The organism is Neobacillus vireti, from assembly GCF_001026695.1.
In the GTDB taxonomy this organism is placed as follows: Bacteria; Bacillota; Bacilli; order Bacillales; family Cytobacillaceae; genus Neobacillus; species Neobacillus vireti.
The window spans coordinates 98016-118582 of the sequence record NZ_LDNB01000006.1; the positions used below are offsets into that span (position 1 = coordinate 98016).

Consider the following 20567-nt stretch of genomic DNA (forward strand, 5'->3'; position numbering starts at 1 on the left):
GGCGATCCCTTTTCTTATTGAAGTAATGGGTCAGTTTAGTTAAAAAAAAGCATAAAATATTTCGGAAAAAAAGACCCTTCGATTTAGGAAAATCAAGGGTTTTACCAAAATACATAATAATAATCTAATTATGAGCCTTTTCAAGAAATAGTCTTATTCCAAAACCAATCAGTATTGTCCCCGTGATTCCTTCAATCATATTTTGTGTTTTAGGTTTTTTCATAAAAGCACTAATATGATTAATTAAATAGACATAAAGAAAAGACCATAGGGCAGTCATTACAGTATAAGTTGTACCCATTATAACAAACGGTAAAAAAGTATTGCTTCCAGGGTCAACGAATTGAGGGAAAAAGGTTAAGAATAAAATAGCAACTTTGGGATTCAGGAGATTTGTAAGGAACCCTTGTTTAAAACAAGATGTGCTTACCATCTTGCTTTTCGTATTCATCTCAACGCTTGCTGCTACTTCCTTTTTCTTTAAAAACCATAATGTCTTAACACCCAGATAAATTAAGTAGACAGCCCCCACATATTTAAAGACAGAAAATAATAACGCTGATTTCACAATGATGGCTGAAAGACCTAATACAGCAGCAGAAGTATGGATAAGAAGGGCACAACAAATACCTGAAACTGTTTTAAAACCCCCGATTTTCCCAGCGGTAACAGTATTTTTTGTAACTATTGCAGTATTGGGACCAGGTAAAATGATAAAAAATATACACATAAGGACAAACATATAAAAGTTTTCCATTTTAGTATCTCCTTTCTGCTTTGATAAGGTTTGAATATGTGATTCTTACAAAATTTTTTATATAAAGCGTGTTATTTAATGAACATAAATCTTTTTTTCATTGTTTTCCTTGTTAAACGAACAAGTAGTAATTCCAAATCGTTAATTAACTGTGGAGTAAAGATTGTGAGTTTTTCATTTAAACGGTCAAGGTAGTTTAAGAAGGATATGGTTTATCATTGTAGAATTAAATAGGTATTGGTTATGATAGCTTATTAGTTACTTAAATATATGTAAATTCCAGGATGCTAATGGGGGATGAGATATTCTTGAAACGGACAAGGATTATTGTAGCTATAATTTCTTTTTTTACTTGGCTAATAGGTTCATTTTTAATTTTTAGCTTTTTTAGTCGAAGTGAAAGACCAATGCTCATTCTTCTTCTTGGAGCCGTTATAATTGTTTTTCAAAGATTAGTAAGATATTAGAAGATTAAAGGGAAATCTTATTAATCGAACTGATGCGTTGATTCAAATAGGATGAACGCTTATTTTTGTGGAGTTCTTGAACTAACGAAGCAGGATAATCTAAGAAGGAACAACGAAAAAATATTATGAATTAGGTAGAGAGAAAATATGTGGAGGTTGATTGGAATCGCTATGTCAATAGATCTAAATAACTTTCGAATCGTCGAAGTATCTAAGGATAAAGTTGGAAGATACATTAAATTGGACGTTCGGTTTCCAGATGGAGATTGCATAATTCGATGGGATTTAGATGAGTTTACTTACAAACAAATAAAGGAAATTGTATCTAAAAAGCATTTTGATTCACTTGCAATAGACTATCTATATGAGATTGCCCCCTATGTTTCTACGTACCAAGAAAAACCAAAGAGCCAGCCCTTTTACAGAGGAGTAATTAGATGTATTCAAGGAAAACGTGTAGCAAGGATTGAATTCCCTTGTTCCGATAGATTTGCTGGAAATATGGAGTGGTTCAGAAAAGAAGTTAATAAAGTAGAAGATATAAAGCATTTAGTTTGGGAGAATTTTCTTAAATGAAAACTATATATTTGGCGAAACTATTACGATCGGGTGCATTAGAAAAAAATTAGGTGACCATTTTTGCAGCTCTATCTCATTCCCACTTTTCCACAATCGGGCGCTATTATTGAAGAAGTAGTTAGAAAAAACAATAGATATTTTTATTTCACAGTACAAGGATACTTGTAATTAAATAATCATGTGAGGCGATCACTCTTTTTAGGGTGGTCTTTTTTCGTATTAAACTTTATACTGTGCAGCAAGTAATTAACCAACTACGCATAGTTTAGATACGTGTAGTTTCATTATTAATAGAGACGTTTATGAACGATGAAAATGATTGCTGGCTTTATATAATAGAAAAGCATGGGAATGGTTTCTACAAAGTGTTGCCTATTCATAACCCAGCCCTTCTTGCTCAGAGCTACAAATTTACAACAACCCTGTGGAGTTTTGCTGTTAATGGGGCTAAAGAGGTTTCCTTGGAGGATGAAATTGAAATTAGTGATGATGATGTGGTTGAGGTTGAGTAAACGAGGTATACACCAAAGAAAGTTCAGGCCAATTTCTTTTTTGCATAAAATAAGAATAGGTGAATAGGTACCATCCAGATAATTGGATGGTACCTTCATGTTGTTGAAAAACAAACTAGTCAACTGAAATTTCTGTGAATAATCATTAGATTCCACTTGGCTGCCAATTCCTACATACACTACCGGTTCCTATCCAAGGAACTATAATATCAGAAAAAATTCACGGCCAAAATGAGAAAAAGGAATAATTTGTTTTGGCCGTGGAATAATGTACGTAGAAAGGAGGTCAAAATGGCCAATTATTTAAGCTTTGAACCATTGATTCAGATGGGGATTAAGCAAATAAAAAGTAAATCGCTGTCAGAGGCTGAAATCATTGAAGAATCAAGCAAAATTGTGGATCGGATAGCGGCATGCGATTGAAGAAACAAGAGGAATTTTGCCGACTGCCCGCAACATGAAGAAACTAGCCATCGGTTTATGCTTTTAACGGAAGACTCGAGTTATACCCTGTAACATGTCGTTCTCCCCGCCCCTGAGTCTGATTTCGTAAAGTATTGGTGGCACCCGCTAGTATCACAATAAAATCTGCTTGAAAATAGAAAAAGAAAGTTTAAATGCAGAAGAAGTATTATCTATATTAAAGAATGAAAGATATGAAAAAACACTAGAATTGGAACTTATTAAACGGAATATTAAAAGTTTAGAAGAAGACCATGAATTTGCATTGCAACAAGATGAAAATATAAAATGCCATTTTTGTGGTAGCTTTCACAATAATCGAATTGAAGAAAGAATCGAAATAGTAAAAGATATCCAAGCCGGAAATGAAATGGTTAAAGTGCTAAGGAAAGACATAGAAAATTTGGATAATGAATTACATGAAAAAACTAAACAAAAGAAAGAACTTTCTTTACAATATAAATCTTATAGGAATAAGGTAGATAGAATAAAAGAAAATATATCGATAATTAGTACATATAAGAATGAGGGGAAATATGAAATTATCCAAGGAAGTCTACAGGAAAAGCAAAAAGTAAAACTAGAAAGAGACAAAGAAATCATTAGAATGGCCGAAAAGAATGAAGATTTAAAAGAGTTAAATTCAACTAAACGTAGGAACGAAATATCTAAAGAATTAAAAGGGTTTTGTAGTAATGTATATGAAAAATTAAACATCCCACCAAACTATATAAAGCTAAGTGATTTTGTACAAGTATTAAGTAAAACAGGCAGCGAGAATCCTAGAATGATATACGGTTATCATATTGCACTATATTTATTTAATCTTAAAAGAGGTTCGAATCCATTTAATATTCTAATATATAACTCTACTTGCTAATATGCTTATCGAAATATAAATACAATAAATAAAAAGTTCTTATGGTTTTATAGAAAAATAAAAAGGTAAACACTACTACATCAATATGTCTGCGATCACCACTCAAGCCATGTGGAAGCTGTTGCAAAATTAATATTGAAATAGTCGGAAGCTCTTTCTAACTTTAGTTTGGATGAGCTTTTTTAAGAAATCTAAAAGTATATTTAGATTAAAAATTATGGATGGCTAATAAAAAGGGGTACTCAAGTGAATATTTATTCATTGGGTACCCCTTAATCCTTATTTAAAACACTTTCGTAGTCCAATCCTCACAATTCCAAATATCGGTCGCAATTTCACGATAGAAATCAGGTTCGTGGGATACCATCAAAATACTTCCGCGATATGCCTTTAAAGCACGCTTCAATTCTTCTTTTGCGTCCACATCCAAGTGATTGGTAGGTTCGTCTAGAATTAATAAATTCGTCTCTGTGTTTAATATTTTACACAATCGAACTTTGGCTTTCTCGCCACCAGAAAGGACTTCGACTTTACTTTCAATATGTTTCGTTGTTAATCCACATTTTGCAAGAGCAGCACGGACTTCAGCCTGATTCATACTTGGGAACTCGCTCCAAATCTCTTCAATACATGTGTTGTAGTTGGCCTGTTTAACTTCCTGCTCGAAGTAACCGATGTATTGATATTCACCACGTTCCACTTTACCCGATATCGGATCAATCAACCCAAGAATACTTTTTAAAAGAGTAGATTTACCAATACCGTTTGCCCCAACGAATGCAATTTTTTGTCCGCGTTCCATTTTCAGATTCAGAGGGCGAGAAAGTGGTTCATTGTAACCAATAACAAGATCCTCAGCCGTGAAAATATAGCGACTAGCAGCACGGGCCTCTTTGAAGTTAAACTCTGGTTTCGGCTTCTCTCTCCCCAATTCAATAACTTCCATTTTGTCGAGCTTCTTCTGACGAGACATCGCCATATTCCGAGTCGCAACACTTGCCTTGTTACGAGCAACGAAATCTTTCAAATCAGCAATTTCTTGTTGTTGACGCTTGTAAGCTGACTCTAGCTGTTGCTTCCTCATTTCATATATGTTTAAGAAGTTATCATAGTCACCAACATAGCGGTTCAACTCTTGGTTTTCCATGTGATAGATCAAGTTAACAACATTGTTCAAGAATGGAATATCATGTGAAATCAAGATAAATGCATTCTCATATTCCTGTAAATAGCGCTTCAACCATTCAATATGCTGTTCATCCAAATAGTTCGTCGGCTCGTCTAGTAAGAGGATTTCAGGTTTTTCTAACAAAAGCTTAGCTAGCAAAACTTTCGTACGTTGCCCACCGCTAAGATCATCTACATCTCGATCGAGTCCAACATCGTCTAATCCTAGACCACGAGCAACTTCCTCAACTTTTGAATTAATTTGATAGAAATCATTACTATCTAAAGTTTCTTGTAGCTCTCCAACTTCTGCAAGTAATGCATCGATATCAGCACCTTCATCACCCATTTTTGCATAAAGTTCATTGATCTCTGCTTCAGCATCAAAAAGATATTGAAAAGCAGTACTCAAAGCGTCACGCATCGTAGTACCTTTTTGAAGTACAGCATGCTGATCTAAATAACCTACACGAACTTTTCGTGACCACTCAATCTTCCCCTCGTCGGGTTGCAACTTCCCAGTAACAATATTCATGAAAGTAGACTTACCCTCACCATTTGCCCCAACTAGTCCAACGTGTTCACCTTTTAACAGTCGAAAAGACACATCATTAAAAATCGCACGATCACCGAAACCGTGACTTAAATTTTTTACATTTAATACGCTCATTTTTTTAACCCCTTATATTGATGTCACATGTGGATATCTTACTAGATTTTAGCTGCTTTTTCTACTTGAAGTTATTTCTTGTGAAAAATGTAATTCGACTTTAGGGCTAAATTAAAGTCTGCCCATCTTAATAAAGTGAGATTATTCGGGTCGTGACTGTCACCGCAAATCACACCGGAGTATGTCCCTTTGTTTTTAAAATGTGCCTCATAATTCATTTTTCCTTCTTTTATTAACCGAACGTCCAAATCATCTAAGTTGGGTAAAAAGACTGTTGACAACACCATCCTACAAGTGTAGTCTATAAATTGGATTACACTTGTAGGACGGTGGGAAAAGATGAAGAAAGCAGATTGCAAAATATCTGATGCAGAGTGGATCGTAATGAAAGTGCTATGGGAAGAAGCTCCATTAACTTCTGCGAAGATTGTAGAGGCAGTAGGTTCTAATAAGAATTGGAGTCCGAAAACAATTCATTCATTAATCAGCAGACTGGTAAAGAAAGGTGCCTTAGGTGTGAATAAGGAGACGCCTCTTTATGAGTATTATCCTTTGGTAGATAAAAGAGACTGTATATTGGATGAAACAAGGTCGTTTATTCATAAGGTTTACGATGGTTCTATCCACCTTATGCTCGCCAATTTTATAAAGGAAGAGAAGATTTCTGAGAAGGAAATAGAAGAACTGGAAAGATTGCTTAATAAAAAAAATAACAAGTAAAAGGCAGGTAATGGTGCATGGTTTTATCTGCAATATTTAAAGAAGTCTTATTACTTTCGCTTATGGGCAGTATTTTAGCATTAGGGATACTTGTCATTAAGGCTATTTTTAGACAAAGACTTAGTGCAAAGTTTCATTACTATATTTGGATTTTGCTTGTACTTAGGTTAATACTGCCAATAGACATTCAAAGTCATATAAGCTTTCTGAATTTTATTCCAATAGAACAGAAGGAACTTGATCCTCATTTTATAGCAGAACAATATGTTCCTAACATAATACCAAACAGTACTATCACAACCGGAAATGAACCGTCGATAGAAGATAATAACGCATTAGCTGATACAGGTATTATAAGTGCTATTTTTACTTATGATATTGCAGCAATGCTGTGGATAATAGGTGTTTCCTCAATTTTACTGTATATTCTATGTGTAAATATCATGATGATGGTTAAATTGAAAAAGTGTTCAGTCTGTGAAAAAGAAGACTTAATTGGAATTTTAGAAGTTGGAAAATCAAAGTTAAAAATTAATTCAAAGATAAAAATTATTTATAGTAATTCCTCGAAATCACCTGCAGTTTACGGGATGATTCGTCCAAAAATTTTAATTCCGGAGGAGCTTATAGACAAATTAACCCCGGAAGAGTTTAGGTTTGTGTTAAGCCATGAATTAAATCATATTAAGAACAAGGATTTAGTGGTAAACACCTTGCTTATGATTGTTAAAGCAATCTATTGGTTCAATCCCTTAATATGGTATTCACTTAATCAGGTAAAACAAGACTGTGAAGTGGCTTGTGATGCGTCTGTCATCAACACTTTAAAGACAGAAGAAGTCAAAAAATACGGTCAGACAATAATCAATATGCTTAGATTATTCTCAGAAAAAAAGAGTACTACTGGGACATTAGGATATGCAAGTAAAGACAATAAACGGAGAATTATTATGATTACACAATTTAAAAAAAGTTCGGCAATATGTGCAGTTTTAGCTCTATCTCTTACTATTATGGTAGGCTGTTCAAGCACCATTAAACCTGGCAGTTCAGATGTTAGTCCAAATGGAAACAGCGATACAACTAGTTCAACTCCGTCAGTGGAAGAAACATCTCAAGATGAAGCAACACAAAGCAATACAACGCAAGGAAATATAAGCCAAGAATCACAAAGCAATACAACACAAGGAAATATAAGCCAAGAATCACAAAGCAATACAACACAAGACAAAACAAACAAAGCGTCAGTATCGAAGAACAATACAGCTGCTATATCCTCTAATGGCGATACTCAGAGAAAGCTGCTTTCAAGTGTCATGCAATTGGCAAAGCAGGGTAAAATCATAAATTCAGACTTTCCCGTTAAAACTACTATTATAGATGATGTAGAGAAAAAGCTAGGAACTCCGGATAAAGTTGATTGGGTACCTAATGCTAAAGGGAATTATGCTGTATTTTCAAAAGACAATGTGGTATTTGGATTCAACAAAGGCTCACAGATTTTTGAGGCAAGATCCTTTGATAAGAAATTAAATGAATTATCACTTTCTATGGTAAAGGAAGTATTTGGAACTCCGGCATATGATGTAAAAAGTAACGGCGAGGAGATTATAGGGTATGTTGCAAATTCGGAATTCAACATTTTGTTAGTATTTCCTGAGCCTTCAAAAAGCAATCCGGACCCGGTAATGGACCACTACTCCGTGCTTTATCCTAAGGGTACCGTTAATAATATGTCAAACGACCCTGGAAGACAATGGTGATAAAATATCAAAAAAAACTAACGAAAAAAGCGTCAGAAAGCTAAAAAACGAAAAGTTAGAAAGGGAAATTGGAGTATGAAAAGACAAAGAAAATCTCGAAATAAACTACTTATTTATACGATTCCACTTTTAATTTTAGCCCTAATCATTGGTGTTTATTATTATGCAATCAAAGAAAAAGGGAGCGAACAGACGACGCAAGGTAAAGAAAATCCAATAATAACTCAACCTTCCGGTAAAAATACAAAGGATTCGAAGAATAATCAGAATTCAAATCTTGAAAAATTAGTAGAGAAAACATTTTCTTTATCTAAGGTAGGTAAGGTTCCGAACATTTCCTTTGTTTCCGGCAAAACAGAATGGAAGGAAGTAAATCAAGAGTGGGGGAAATCAGACCATATTTCGGAAACTACTAAAGGCAGATATGAGGAATACGAAAGTCATCATGCTACAATCGGCTATGCCGACCAAACTGTAAATGATATACGATCTTATGATTCCGAACTCCAAAACATTTCTTTAAATGAAATTAAGAAAACTGGTGGAGAACCCGATGCCATTCGATACTATAAAGATTCAACGCTTGACCAAATGATACTTGTCTATCATGCAACGGCTTCTACTGATTTGTTATGGGTTTTACCAGTAAAAACAGAACAAGAACCAAATCCTAAAGTTGACCATATCTCACTCTTTACACAGATTGAAAAGACACCAAATCAACAAGCACAAGGTGAAAAACCGAGTCAACAAGCAAATCAAACCATTTCAAAAATGATTTTTAACATGAGCTTAGATGATAAAATTGGCCAAATGATTCTTGCTGGGGTTTCCGGGACTTCAATGGATGCAAACGCCAATAAGTTAATAAGCCAATTCCATGTCGGAGGAGTTATTTTTTACAAATATAATTTTGAAACCCCTGGGCAAGCGGTTCAACTTGTGAATCAACTGAAAGCTGGAAATAGTTCGAGTCTACCGCTTATACTAGGCGTTGACCAAGAAGGGGGACGTGTGACAAGATTGCCGGGTGGACTTGTTAACTTTCCTCCAAATAAACAAATTGGACAGGTAAATAATCCCGATTTTTCTTATAAAGTCGGAACACGTTTAGGGCAAGAATTAAAGGAATTTGGTTTAAATCTCGATTTTGCCCCTGTTCTCGATATTAACAGCAATCCAAATAACCCAGTAATCGGGGATCGATCATTTGGAAACAACGCAGAAATAGTAAGTAAACTGGGGATTCAAACGATGAGAGGGATTCAGTCCCAAAACGTCATCACGACAATTAAGCATTTTCCCGGTCACGGAGATACATCGGTTGATTCCCATCTGGATCTTCCAATAGTAAATAAAAGCCTTAAGGAACTTAAAGAATTAGAGTTAATTCCTTTTGAACGTGCGATTGAACAAGGAGCAGATGTTGTGATGGTCGCCCATATCTTATTGCCTCAATTAGATAAAACAAATCCAGGGACCATGTCAAAAGCTGTCATGACGGATCTACTTAGAAAACAACTTGGTTTCACGGGAGTAATCATAACGGACGATATGACAATGGGTGCCATTACAGAACATTTTGATATTGGCAAAGCAGCGGTAGAATCAGTTAAGGCAGGAAGCGATATTATTTTAGTAGGGCATGACTATAATAATGTTGTAAAGATTATCGACTCTATAAAAACTGCAGTTCAAAATGGGGAAATATCAAAACAAAGATTAGATGAAAGTGTAGAAAGAATTATTCAACTAAAAAGGAACTATAGCATTAACGATACGAAAGTAGGCACTCCTAACATCAATGAAATAAATAACTCCATCAAAAGTCTTCTGAATAATTATTTACAGTAATTATTAAATAGATTTGTGAGTTAAAGGATTACTTATTCCGTATTGGGGTGCACTTCTGGAGAAAGAGATGTTGAAAGAATACTTTAGGAGCCTTGAGACAAAAAAAGATAAATGTGCTTTAGTTGAATAAGCAACATTTCGAAGATATAGTAAGCCCGTAATCAAATAACGCATATAAACGACCAGGCACCTCCGGTGATAGACATATCAATCAAAGGAGGTGCCATTCTTATGCCAAATACAAAATTAACAATTGTCCCCGTTATATTAGATCCTATTCAAAAGAACTTGCCATCAGTAGGACCCTCAGCAAAAAAATCCAGTTTAATGTCCACTAATTAGGGTATATACAAGAAATTAATACTTTTATAGCGTTTAATATCTTGCTATATCAAAAAGAATAATCTAAAAAATGAGGTGCTTTGAAAAATGAAGAAATTTAGTTTGCTTAGTGTGCTTTTAATTCTTACTCTCTTCATCGCAGCATGCGGAGCCAAGGAAACAACAGGAGATAATGCGAGTAGTAAAAAGGTATATAAAGTTGGCGTGGATACCACTTACCCTCCATTTGAATATAAAGATGGAAATGAGTATAAGGGTATCGATATTGATTTGATCAATGCCATTGCTGAAAATCAGGACTTTAAAATTGAACTTAATGCAATGGATTTTGGTGGAATAATTCCAGCTATGCAAGCCAATCAGCTTGATGTAGCTATTGCTGGAATGAGCATTACAGATGATAGAAAAAAGGTAGTAGATTTCTCAACTCCGTATTTTGAAGCAGGTTTAACAGTTGTTGTAAAAAAAGATAATTCAAATATTAAATCAGTTGATGACCTTAAAGGAAAAAATGTTGCCGTTAAAAAAGGAACAACAGGTGCTAAATTTGCACAAGAAACTGCCTCGAAACTAGGAATTAATGTGGTTCAATTTAACGATAGTCCAGCAATGTTCCAGGAAGTTTCTAATGGAAATGCAGATGCACTTATTGAAGATTATCCTGTTATATCCTATGCGATTGCCCAAAAGGACCCTGGTTTGAAAATTGTGGGTGATCGATTAAATGGCGACCAATATGGAATTGCTGTTTTGAAAGGACAAAACAAGGATTTATTAGGAAAAATTAATAAAGGTCTTGCTGAACTCAAAAAAGATGGAACATATGATAAAATCGTAAACTCTTATCTTGGTGAATAGATAATGATTATAGAGCGCGCATAAAGCGTGCTTTCTATTCGAAAGGGGATGAAAAAAGTGGATACTATTATTGCAGCCTTACCAATATTATTAAAAGGACTTCAAGTCACACTTTACATATTTGTTATTGCCATTATTCTAGGTTTTGTAATTGGTTTACTGGTGGCCATGTTACGGCTTGCGCCTATTAAAATCTTGAATTGGATAGCGAAAATGTATGTTGATGCAATTCGCGGAACTCCATTTATAGTACAGTTGTTTTTTATTTATTTTGGGATAAACTCACTTCATATAGTTTCCTTGAACAATACAACAGCGGGTATTATCACTGTTGCCATCAATGCAGGAGCCTATTTTGCCGAAATTATCAGAGCAGGCATTCAATCAATTGATAAGGGACAAACAGAAGCAGCTAGGTCGATTGGTTTTACAGGAGCTCAAACCATGCGGTATGTGGTCCTGCCTCAGGCTTTTAGAAGAATGCTCCCTACGATTACGAACCAATCCATTATTAGTTTAAAAGACACTTCTCTTTTATCCGTTATTGGAATTGCGGATTTAACACAGCAGGGCCAAATTCAGGCTTCAGCAACCTTTGAAGCATTTAAGGTTTGGCTGGCTGTAGGTATTATTTACTTTATCATCATTTATTTATTAACCCTACTTGCTAATTTCGTAGAAAAGAGGATTGAGCTGCGATGAGCATTATATCTGTTAAAAATTTAAGAAAATCATTTGGAAACATAGAGGTATTAAAGGAAATTAATGCGGAGGTGCAAGAAAAAGAGGTTATATGTGTAATAGGCCCCTCTGGGTCAGGAAAGAGTACATTCCTTCGGTGCTTAAACCGACTGGAAGAAATCTCTGGCGGTGAGGTAGTGATTAACGGACATAATATAACAGACCCCAAAATCAATATAAATAAAGTTAGACAAGAGGTAGGAATGGTATTTCAACAATTCAATCTGTTCCCACATAAAACTGTCTTAGAAAATATCACTTTAGGTCCTATTAAAATTTTTACTATTGATAAAGCGGAGGCTGAAAAAACTGCCCTTGAGTTACTTGTTAAGGTTGGACTTAAAGAAAAAGCAAACAGCTACCCGGGAGAACTATCTGGGGGACAAAAACAGCGAGTTGCGATAGCAAGGGCACTGGCAATGAATCCAAAAATCATGCTCTTTGACGAACCGACCTCCGCACTTGATCCGGAAATGGTCGGAGATGTTTTAGAGGTTATGAAACAGCTTGCTAAAGAAGGGATGACTATGGTTGTTGTTACACATGAAATGGGATTCGCCCGGGAAGTTGGAGATCGTGTTATTTTCTTGGATGGAGGATATATTGTAGAAGAAAATGAACCGAATCAGTTATTCGGTAACCCACAGAATGAGAGAACTAAGGCTTTCTTAAGTAAGGTGCTATAAAAAAAGACTCTGTTACTATTCATGGTTGATTTTCGTGTAGGTATGAGCATTCATAAGCGGAGAATTTCCGGCTAATGTCTATAGAGGAAGCTTAAGAGGCAGATATAAGCGGAGAACTTCCGATTAACTGCTCTAAATTAGGCGAAATCCCGCGATTTGGATCAGATAAACGGAAAAACTCCCTTTATTATTAAGGAAATATGGGCATTTCCCAATTTAAACGGAATTTTTCCGTTTATTTTTCAAACAAAGTGAAATCAACATTCAGTTATAAAAAATATAATAGGGTAATATTAACGGAGAACCTCAAATAGAAAATTTTTTGAGGTTCTCTCTTTTTTTAAAAATAAAGTTTATGAAAACAGGCGGTTAAGATTTCCACCCGCTGAAGTAAATTCATCTCACCAGCACCCAAGTGTTTCCACATACACTCTGGACATGTGTCATGATTGTCTGACCCTTTTTTACGTTGTCAATTATAATCCATACATGTTAAGACTATAGTAATGGTGAAGCGAAAATGGGTAAACTATGAAATGAAGGTTTTTATTATCAAGTAATGGGTTTAGTTCTGACGGTATCGTTGAACGATTCAGTGAAATGTATTAATGCATAGAAAGGATAGTAAAATGTCGGGAATAAAAGATGAAATCATTTTAAGAGGGCTTAAAGAAAATAATTTAAAAAATGTAGATTTAAACATACCAAAAGAAAAAATCATCGTATTTACTGGCCTTTCAGGCTCAGGAAAGAGCTCAGTGGTTTTTGATACATTAGCAACAGAGAGTAGAAGACAAATGACGTTGAACTATCCTCTCTATGTCAGAAATCAAATGCCAAGGTACGAACGACCCCACGCTGATCTTATGCAAAACTTAAGCCCGGTTGTGGTAGTAGAACAAAGACCTATAGGAGGCAATTCCCGTTCAACAGTGGGCACCTATATGGATATTGATCCATTAATTAGACTTTTGTTCTCGAGAGTAGGAAATCCACCGATCGGTTCTGCCACTGATTTTTCAAGTCAAAGTTCTTTTGGCAGATGTCCTGAATGCGGCGGATATGGGGAAGTCATTGCACCAGACCTTGATAAGCTGATCGATTACGATAAGTCACTTCGAGAATATGCAGTGAAATTTAAACCATTATCGCCTTCAGGCTGGCAAGGTCAATGGATGATGACCTGCGGATTATTCGATCCAGATAAACCGCTAAAAGACTACTCAGAAGAAAAACTCCACCTATTTTTATATGGTCCCCGAGAAGGTGAAAGAGCTTATGCGCCGTTTCACACAAAAAATGGACCGCATAATGCAGAGTGGGATGGGTTATTACCTAGATTTACGCGTGTTTATATAAATAGAGACATCTCAAAACTAAAACAAATATCCCAAGATGACGTCTTAGCAGTGTCAACACATTCATTATGCCCAACATGTCTAGGTTCAGGCTTAAACCCCAAGGTATTAGAGTGCAAAATAAATAGCCTAAATATCGCAGAATACGACCAATTAGAGCTCCCAGAAATGCTAGAAGAACTAAAGAATATAAAAGATCCTATGGGGAAATCGATAGCACAACAAGCAATCCCGTATGTAAAACAACTAGTCGACATGGGACTGGGATATTTGAGTCTGTCAAGAAAAATGGGCACCCTGTCCGGGGGTGAAGCTCAAAGGGTAAAAATCGCTCGTCATTTAGGAAGCAGTCTAAACAATATCACCTATATTTTCGACGAACCAAGTGCGGGACTCCATCCAGAAGAAGTGGATATGTTAATAAAGATGCTAAAAAGAATAAAAGACCAACATAATACCGTAATCGTAATCGAACACGATCTATCAGTAATAAAAGCTGCGGATGAAATAATTGAGATGGGACCAGGAGCAGGTGTAAATGGAGGGAAAGTTGTCTATCAAGGTAAATTAGAAGGACTAAAAAACTCTCCCACCGCAACAGCCTTAAAGCACCAGCTAAAAATAAATAAAAACCAAAGGGGAATACAAAGTTATTTTACAATAAAAAGAGCAAGTAACAATAACTTAAAAAATATAAGCGTCAATATTCCTAAAAATGTCTTAGTCTCTGTATGTGGAGTATCTGGTTCAGGTAAAAGCTCCTTAATATTGGAAGCCTTCACGAAAAAGTATCCAGATTCCATAACGGTAGGACATGGCGGTATAGGAATCTCCAACCGTTCAACGATGGCTACATATATGGGAATAATGGATGATATTCGCGCAATATTTTCAAAAGCAACAGGGCAACCGGCAGGATTGTTTAGCTTTAACTCCTTAGGAGCATGTCCTGTCTGCAAAGGAAAAGGAGTCCTAACGCCAGAAGTAGCATTTGCAGATCCAGTGACGATCCCTTGTGAGGCATGTGGCGGTACGAGATACTCAGACGAAGCGCTTAGCTATCGCTATCAAGATAAAAATATAGTAGAGATTTTAGATTTAACAATAGACGAGGCCATAAATTATTTTAAAGCGCCAAAAATCATAAAAAGAGTCCATACGCTAAAAGATGTGGGATTAGGTTATTTGACCTTAGGGCAGACGACAAGTTCCCTAAGCGGAGGAGAAATTCAACGTCTAAAACTGGCAAGCCACTTACAAAAAGACGGCCAAATCTATCTGTTAGACGAGCCATCCTCAGGACTGCACACAGAAGATAATGAAAAACTCTTAGATGTATTTCAAAATCTTGTAAACAGAGGTAATTCCGTTATCATAATTGAACACAAACTAGACTTTATAGCGGCGAGCGACTGGGTAATAGAATTGGGTCCAGAAGGAGGAAAACAAGGCGGACAAATTATATTCGAAGGAACACCGGAAGAGATGGTAAATGCAGAAACATTGACAGCGCGATGGTTAAAGGATGGAGTTAGAAGACATTCAGGACGGACCGTATAGTTGGCCAATATCTAAATCTTCAGAGGGTTATTCGAATAACAGTAAGGTATCGTTAAAGTGTGGCTTTAACACATTAAGAATTAAAAATAAGGAGCCAAAAATATGCAAGTTATTTTGCACTACTTGCGTTTTTTTGGCTTTCTTATATTAATAAAAAATACTGCCGCCAAGAAATGAATTTATTAGTTATCACATTCCTAATCAAATAGTTCTTTTGTTATTTCAATAAATAATTGGACAGCACGAGATGCTCCCTTTAATGAAGGTAAGCCCAAGGCGATATGTCTGTAATGGTTTGTTTCTAATGGCCTGATGTTCGCCTTGGGAAAAGAAAGATTTTTCAATGAGAGCTCAGGCAGAATAAGTACCCCTAATCCTTCTTTAATCATACCTAATGATGTATTTAGGTTAGCTGTATTATATTTCTCTATTATAGAAATTTTTTGTTTTCTCATTAGATTAATAATAGGTGCTTCATATCCGCCATTAGATATGATAAAGGGCTCGTTTTCCAAATCTATCAGACGCACCTGTTTATTCTGCAGCAAAGGATGGCCATCAGGCAGCATCACAATATATCGATCCTTTACAAGAGGGATCGTTTCTAATTCGCGGCACGGAAGAACGACAAATCCAATATCAATTTCCCGTGAGATTAACCATTCTTTGATTTCCTCTTGAGAACCCTCCTTAAACGTTAGCGAAACATTTCGTCGTTTTTGTTGAAAAGTGCTAATAATCTTTGGTAAAAAGTGAGCCGTGACACTAGGAAAAGTAGCAATACGGATCGTTCCAGTGATTAATCCCTTTTCTAACGAAACTTCTTGGTCAATTTTTTCAAGGCTATTAAGAATATTTCTTATTTGGAATAGAACCCGTTTCCCTATATCCGTAACAATTAAATCTTTCCCACGCTCTCGCACTAATAAAGTAACGCCTAACTCTGATTCTAAAGCAGAAATCGCATGGCTGACCGCTGGCTGCGACATATGTAGTGTTTGAGCAGCTTTTGTAAAGCTTCCTTCATCAATAACCCTTACGAAGATTTCAAATTGAGTAATGGTCGGCATAACTAATTACTTATCTCCTTTATAAATAACATGCATTTTATTTATTAGTGAAGGTATTGTACCATAAATATTGTGTGAACCGTAAAAAATTGATTGCCATCATTTAATAGGATTTGCGGCCGTCCTCATGAGGATGGAGCAAAAATAAAAAAGGAGTGGGTGGAAAAGTGACTCAACCAAAGTTATGGACAAAAGACTTTATTATGGTTTGTTTAACGAACTTATTTCTGAGTATGAACTTTTATTTACTCATGGTTATTTTTTCTGAATATGCTGTAAAAAAGTTTGATGCTCCTCAAAGTCTGGCAGGACTTGCCTCAAGTATCTTTATTCTCGGAACTCTCTGTTCCCGACCGTTAGCTGGGAAATATCTTGATGTCATCGGCAGAAAAAAATTGTTATACTCATCGATTATTGTGTTTATTGTAACGACTATTCTTTACTTGGTCATCAATAATTTAGCACTACTATTAATTGACCGTTTTATTCATGGTGCAGCATTAGGTATTGCCGCTACAGTCATAGCAACCGTTATGACAAGTTCAATTCCCCGCGAAAGAAGCGGAGAAGGAATTGGTTATTTTTCAATGAGTGTAACCATTGCGACAGCTGTTGGTCCATTCATCGCTTTGCTCATTGTTCAACAAGCTGGATATAACATGGCCTTTTTAATGTGTGTTATTTTTGCAGTTATTGGAATGGTGCTTGCCTTAGCTCTGAGAGTAGAAAATGTAAAAATTTCGAAAGAGCAAGCGGAGAGCTTAAAAGGATTTAAACTTAATGATTTCTTTGAATTTAGCGGGCTTTCCATGGCCGTACTAATGGTCATCCTTGGATTTGCCTATTCAAGTGTAATGACATTCATTTCTTCCTATGCCAATGAAGTGAATTTGACACAAGCCGCAAGTTTCTTTTTCCTTGTGTATGCTGTTTGTCTATTGGCATCTAGACCTATTACCGGAAAAAGATTTGATCTAAAAGGTGAAAATTCAGTTGTTTATCCATGTATGATCTTATTTTTAGCTGGATTGGTTATCCTAAGTCAAGCTTCACACGGCTTCATTCTTTTAATAGCCGGCGCTTTAATTGGGATTGGATATGGAACAACGATGTCTTGCGTTCAAACGATTATGGTTAAGAAAGCACCGCCTCACCGTGTTGGATTAGCGAATTCAACTTTCTTCGTTTCCTTTGATTTAGGTATGGGTATTGGACCATTCGTATTAGGATCTATCCTCCCATCCTTGGGGTTTAGAGGAATGTATGTAAGCATGGCTGTTGTGGTTTTACTTTGTATCGTTTACTATTTTTTCGCACACGGAAAAAAAGTCACGTTTATGCAAAAGAGTGGACAAACTGAACAGCAAGCTATCAAATAATAGGAAAATGTTAAAAGGATAATGATACAAGAAAGGAGGAAGGTCTACATGCAAGTACGCGATTTTATGATTCGAAAAGTAATTACTGCTAAGCATTCAACAACTGTCAAAGAATTAATTTCTATTTTAGAAACGAATCGAATTGGCGGTGTCCCAGTGGTTGACGATAAAGGAAATTTAGTGGGCATCGTTTCAGACGGGGATATCGTACGCTTTCTTTCCCCGCATAAAGAGAAATTATATTTATCTTACTATGTTACCTTTTTAGAAGAAGCTCAAAAAATAGAAGATGTATTAAGAGAAAAAATGAATACCCCAATTGAGGAAATCATGGTAAAGAAAAATATTAAGACATTAGCACCCGATGATGACTTTGAAAGTGCCATTCGCTTAATATCCAAGCACCATTTTAAAAAGATTCCTGTAGTGAATGAAGCAGGTCGTGTTATAGGGATTATAAGCCGTGGAGATATTATCCATAATTTATCAAAATCAATACTTAATGAAGAACCAATCCAGGAACAATAGACTAAATACCCACCAGCACCCCATGTGTGCCACATGCATTCCACGCATGTTGAGTGCGTAAGAAAAGTTGGCCAGCTGGGTCTGAACCCCGCTGGCTAAAGCTTTAGTGTTTGCATTATTCTACACTCTAAATATCCTGCCGATCTCCGCACTAAGCCCTTCAAATAGATAGGATTGAGCTGCCTCGTTATTTTTGTATGTGGCATTTTTGCTGAAATTCTGATTCTCAAAGAAATAGACAGTCACTTCCTTGTTGTCTGGATTCACAATCCAGTATTCGCCCACCCCGCAAGACATGTAAAGATCTAGTTTCTTAATCAGGTCTTTTCTTCGCGTGCTTTTCGAAAGAATCTCCACCACTAGTGAAGGGACACCTTTATAATAGTCATCCTCATTTAATTTCTCTTCGAGGTCACAAATAATCATAATATCAGGTTGGACCATATTAATGTTTTCAGGTGTTCTCTTTAGTTCGATATCATATGGTGCGACCATCGGTGTACAGTGTTTTCCTTGAAAAAAGTTATAGAAAATGCCAAACAATTCGGTTAATGCATATTGATGGGCCGTTTTTGGAGAGGCTAGCCAATAGATTTCTCCATCAATATATTCATATCTTTCTTCGGATTCACGCTGTAGTTGAAGAAACTCTTCAAAAGTTGCTCTTCTCCCGTCATAGCTATATTCTGAAGATTTTTCATATACCATATCTGTTAAGTTTATCTTCTCTGCCAATGGTTCTATAATGGCTGTTAGTTTGGCAATTTCTGTACCGTTTCGTGTAATAATAATATCCTCATGAGCGGCAAGCATTAAGTACTTTCCAAAATTATTCTGTAGTTCTGTTGAGTTAATGATCATATTAATCCCTCCAGAATATTAGTTAATATAGCTAATATAGCTATTTTTATTTTAAGTTTTTACCATTATTTTTTCAAGAGGAGGATAGATGTCGAGGGAAAGTCGGGTAAAAATACCATTCAGGACCGATTTTCGTTAAAATAAACATTGCCGATTTTCACAAATTATAAATAGCCAAAAGCACTTGTGTTTGATAATAAGTTATTAAGCATGATATAAGTGTAAAAGAAGTGGAACATATGACTTAATATTTTTTGATTGAGAGTTTGAAGTTTTATCCATAGAGAGGATTTGAGTTTGAAATGATAGATAATTTTTGGCGTGATTTACCACGACCATTTTTTGTACTTGCACCGATGGAAGATGTGACAGATCTTGTTTTTCGTCACGTAGTAAGTGCAGCCGGCCGACCGGATGTATTTTTCACAGAGTTTACAAACTCGGATAGCTATTGTCATCCAGAGGGCATGAAAAGTGTGCGTGGCCGGTTGACTTTTACAGAAGATGAACAGCCAATGGTGGCACATATTTGGGGAGATAATCCCGAATATTTCCGTCAGATGAGTATTGGCATGGCAGAGTTAGGATTTAAAGGCATCGATATAAATATGGGCTGCCCAGTACCGAATGTGGCATCGAGAGGGAAGGGTAGTGGCCTTATTTTGCGTCCAGACGTTGCGGCAGAACTTATTCAAGCAGCAAAAGCGGGCGGACTGCCTGTCAGTGTGAAAACACGACTTGGCTATGAGGAGGTTCAGGAGTGGGAGGAGTGGCTGACGCATATTTTAAAACAGGATATTGCGAACCTTTCTATTCATTTACGTACAAGAAAGGAAATGAGCCAAGTAGATGCGCATTGGGAGCTAATTCCGGAAATCAAAAAATTACGTGATCGTATCGCACCCAATACGCTGTTAACAATCAATGGAGACATTCCTGATCGACAAACCGGGCTGCAGCTTGCTGAACAATATGGTATTGATGGCGTTATGATCGGGCGAGGTATTTTTAAAAATCCTTTTGCTTTTGAAAGAGAGCCAAAAGAGCATAGCAGTAAAGAACACCTTGATCTTTTAAGACTACAGCTTGATCTTCAAGATCAATATGCGGAAGTATTGCCACGTTCAATCACAGGGCTTCATCGCTTTTTCAAAATTTATGTAAAAGGATTCCCTGGAGCTGCTGAATTAAGAAATCAATTGATGAACACGAAATCAACAGATGAAGTGCGTGCATTGCTTGATAACTTTGGAAAAGATTGTTGATGGGACGGAACAATGAAATGATGTAACTCTTAAAAAGTTAGAGAAAGTAGATTGGAATTAAAAACTTTCCTTTTACCACTCATTTTTA

General features: G+C 36.1%; 18 protein-coding genes. 14 read left to right on the top strand and 4 right to left on the bottom strand.

Annotated features, from left to right (window positions below):
- Positions 1-124: 124 nt before the first annotated feature.
- Positions 125-757 carry a LysE family translocator gene (locus AA980_RS06710; protein ID WP_024028380.1) on the bottom strand — a complete coding sequence of 211 codons (633 nt, stop codon included), beginning with the start codon at positions 755-757 and terminating at the stop codon, positions 125-127.
- 614 nt (positions 758-1371) lie between these two features.
- Between AA980_RS06710 and AA980_RS06715 the strand changes: the two genes are divergently transcribed.
- From AA980_RS06715 to AA980_RS06725, 4 genes are all read left to right on the top strand, one after another.
- Entirely contained in the window at positions 1372-1800 is a 429-nt protein-coding gene (locus AA980_RS06715; RefSeq protein WP_024028381.1) for a hypothetical protein, read from the top strand.
- 305 nt (positions 1801-2105) lie between these two features.
- On the top strand, positions 2106-2315 hold the full coding sequence (locus tag AA980_RS06720; protein WP_024028382.1) for a hypothetical protein: 210 nt from the start codon (positions 2106-2108) through the stop codon (positions 2313-2315).
- A 291-nt stretch (positions 2316-2606) separates the two neighbouring features.
- Positions 2607-2738, top strand: a complete 132-nt coding sequence (locus AA980_RS28005) for a hypothetical protein (protein WP_268926640.1) — start codon at positions 2607-2609, stop codon at positions 2736-2738.
- A 169-nt stretch (positions 2739-2907) separates the two neighbouring features.
- Positions 2908-3657: a hypothetical protein gene (locus AA980_RS06725; protein WP_024028383.1), complete on the top strand. Its 750-nt coding sequence runs from the start codon at positions 2908-2910 to the stop codon at positions 3655-3657.
- A gap of 283 nt (positions 3658-3940) precedes the next feature.
- Here the strand turns inward: AA980_RS06725 and AA980_RS06730 are convergent, their stop codons facing one another.
- On the bottom strand, positions 3941-5494 hold the full coding sequence (locus AA980_RS06730) for an ABC-F family ATP-binding cassette domain-containing protein (protein ID WP_024028384.1): 1554 nt from the start codon (positions 5492-5494) through the stop codon (positions 3941-3943).
- Positions 5495-5833: 339 nt separating this feature from the next.
- Between AA980_RS06730 and AA980_RS06735 the strand changes: the two genes are divergently transcribed.
- From AA980_RS06735 to AA980_RS06765, 7 genes are all read left to right on the top strand, one after another.
- Positions 5834-6214: a BlaI/MecI/CopY family transcriptional regulator gene (locus AA980_RS06735; RefSeq protein WP_024028385.1), complete on the top strand. Its 381-nt coding sequence runs from the start codon at positions 5834-5836 to the stop codon at positions 6212-6214.
- Between the two features lie 17 nt (positions 6215-6231).
- Positions 6232-7977, top strand: a complete 1746-nt coding sequence (locus AA980_RS25705) for a M56 family metallopeptidase (RefSeq protein ID WP_024028386.1) — start codon at positions 6232-6234, stop codon at positions 7975-7977.
- Between the two features lie 75 nt (positions 7978-8052).
- Positions 8053-9831 (top strand): beta-N-acetylhexosaminidase, encoded by a 1779-nt coding sequence (gene nagZ, locus AA980_RS06745; protein WP_024028387.1) that lies wholly within the window; start codon positions 8053-8055, stop codon positions 9829-9831.
- Positions 9832-10260: 429 nt separating this feature from the next.
- Positions 10261-11031 carry a transporter substrate-binding domain-containing protein gene (locus tag AA980_RS06750; RefSeq protein WP_024028388.1) on the top strand — a complete coding sequence of 257 codons (771 nt, stop codon included), beginning with the start codon at positions 10261-10263 and terminating at the stop codon, positions 11029-11031.
- Between the two features lie 57 nt (positions 11032-11088).
- A complete protein-coding gene (locus tag AA980_RS06755; RefSeq protein ID WP_024028389.1) occupies positions 11089-11733 on the top strand; it encodes an amino acid ABC transporter permease in 645 nt (214 codons plus the stop codon).
- Positions 11730-12458, top strand: a complete 729-nt coding sequence (locus AA980_RS06760) for an amino acid ABC transporter ATP-binding protein (RefSeq protein WP_024028390.1) — start codon at positions 11730-11732, stop codon at positions 12456-12458. The genes AA980_RS06755 and AA980_RS06760 overlap by 4 nt, the downstream gene beginning before the upstream one ends.
- Before the next feature lie 629 nt (positions 12459-13087).
- A complete protein-coding gene (locus AA980_RS06765; RefSeq protein WP_024028391.1) occupies positions 13088-15376 on the top strand; it encodes an ATP-binding cassette domain-containing protein in 2289 nt (762 codons plus the stop codon).
- Between the two features lie 197 nt (positions 15377-15573).
- Here AA980_RS06765 and AA980_RS06770 read toward each other — a convergent pair whose 3' ends face one another.
- Complete coding sequence (locus AA980_RS06770; RefSeq protein WP_024028392.1) at positions 15574-16446, bottom strand: LysR family transcriptional regulator; 873 nt, start codon at positions 16444-16446, stop codon at positions 15574-15576.
- 167 nt (positions 16447-16613) lie between these two features.
- On the opposite strand from AA980_RS06770, the gene AA980_RS06775 reads away from it, so the two are divergent.
- Together AA980_RS06775 and AA980_RS06780 are read left to right on the top strand one after the other, a co-directional pair.
- Positions 16614-17825 carry an MFS transporter gene (locus AA980_RS06775; RefSeq protein ID WP_024028393.1) on the top strand — a complete coding sequence of 404 codons (1212 nt, stop codon included), beginning with the start codon at positions 16614-16616 and terminating at the stop codon, positions 17823-17825.
- Between the two features lie 48 nt (positions 17826-17873).
- The gene (locus AA980_RS06780; protein WP_024028394.1) at positions 17874-18353 is read left to right on the top strand and encodes a CBS domain-containing protein; all 480 of its coding nucleotides are present in this window, start codon (positions 17874-17876) and stop codon (positions 18351-18353) included.
- Positions 18354-18473: 120 nt separating this feature from the next.
- On the opposite strand, the gene AA980_RS06785 is transcribed toward AA980_RS06780, so the two are convergent.
- Positions 18474-19214: a type II toxin-antitoxin system Phd/YefM family antitoxin gene (locus tag AA980_RS06785; protein WP_024028395.1), complete on the bottom strand. Its 741-nt coding sequence runs from the start codon at positions 19212-19214 to the stop codon at positions 18474-18476.
- A 302-nt stretch (positions 19215-19516) separates the two neighbouring features.
- Here AA980_RS06785 and AA980_RS06790 point away from each other — a divergent pair, with 302 nt between their 5' ends.
- Positions 19517-20479, top strand: a complete 963-nt coding sequence (locus AA980_RS06790; protein WP_024028396.1) for a tRNA dihydrouridine synthase — start codon at positions 19517-19519, stop codon at positions 20477-20479.
- Positions 20480-20567: the final 88 nt, after the last annotated feature.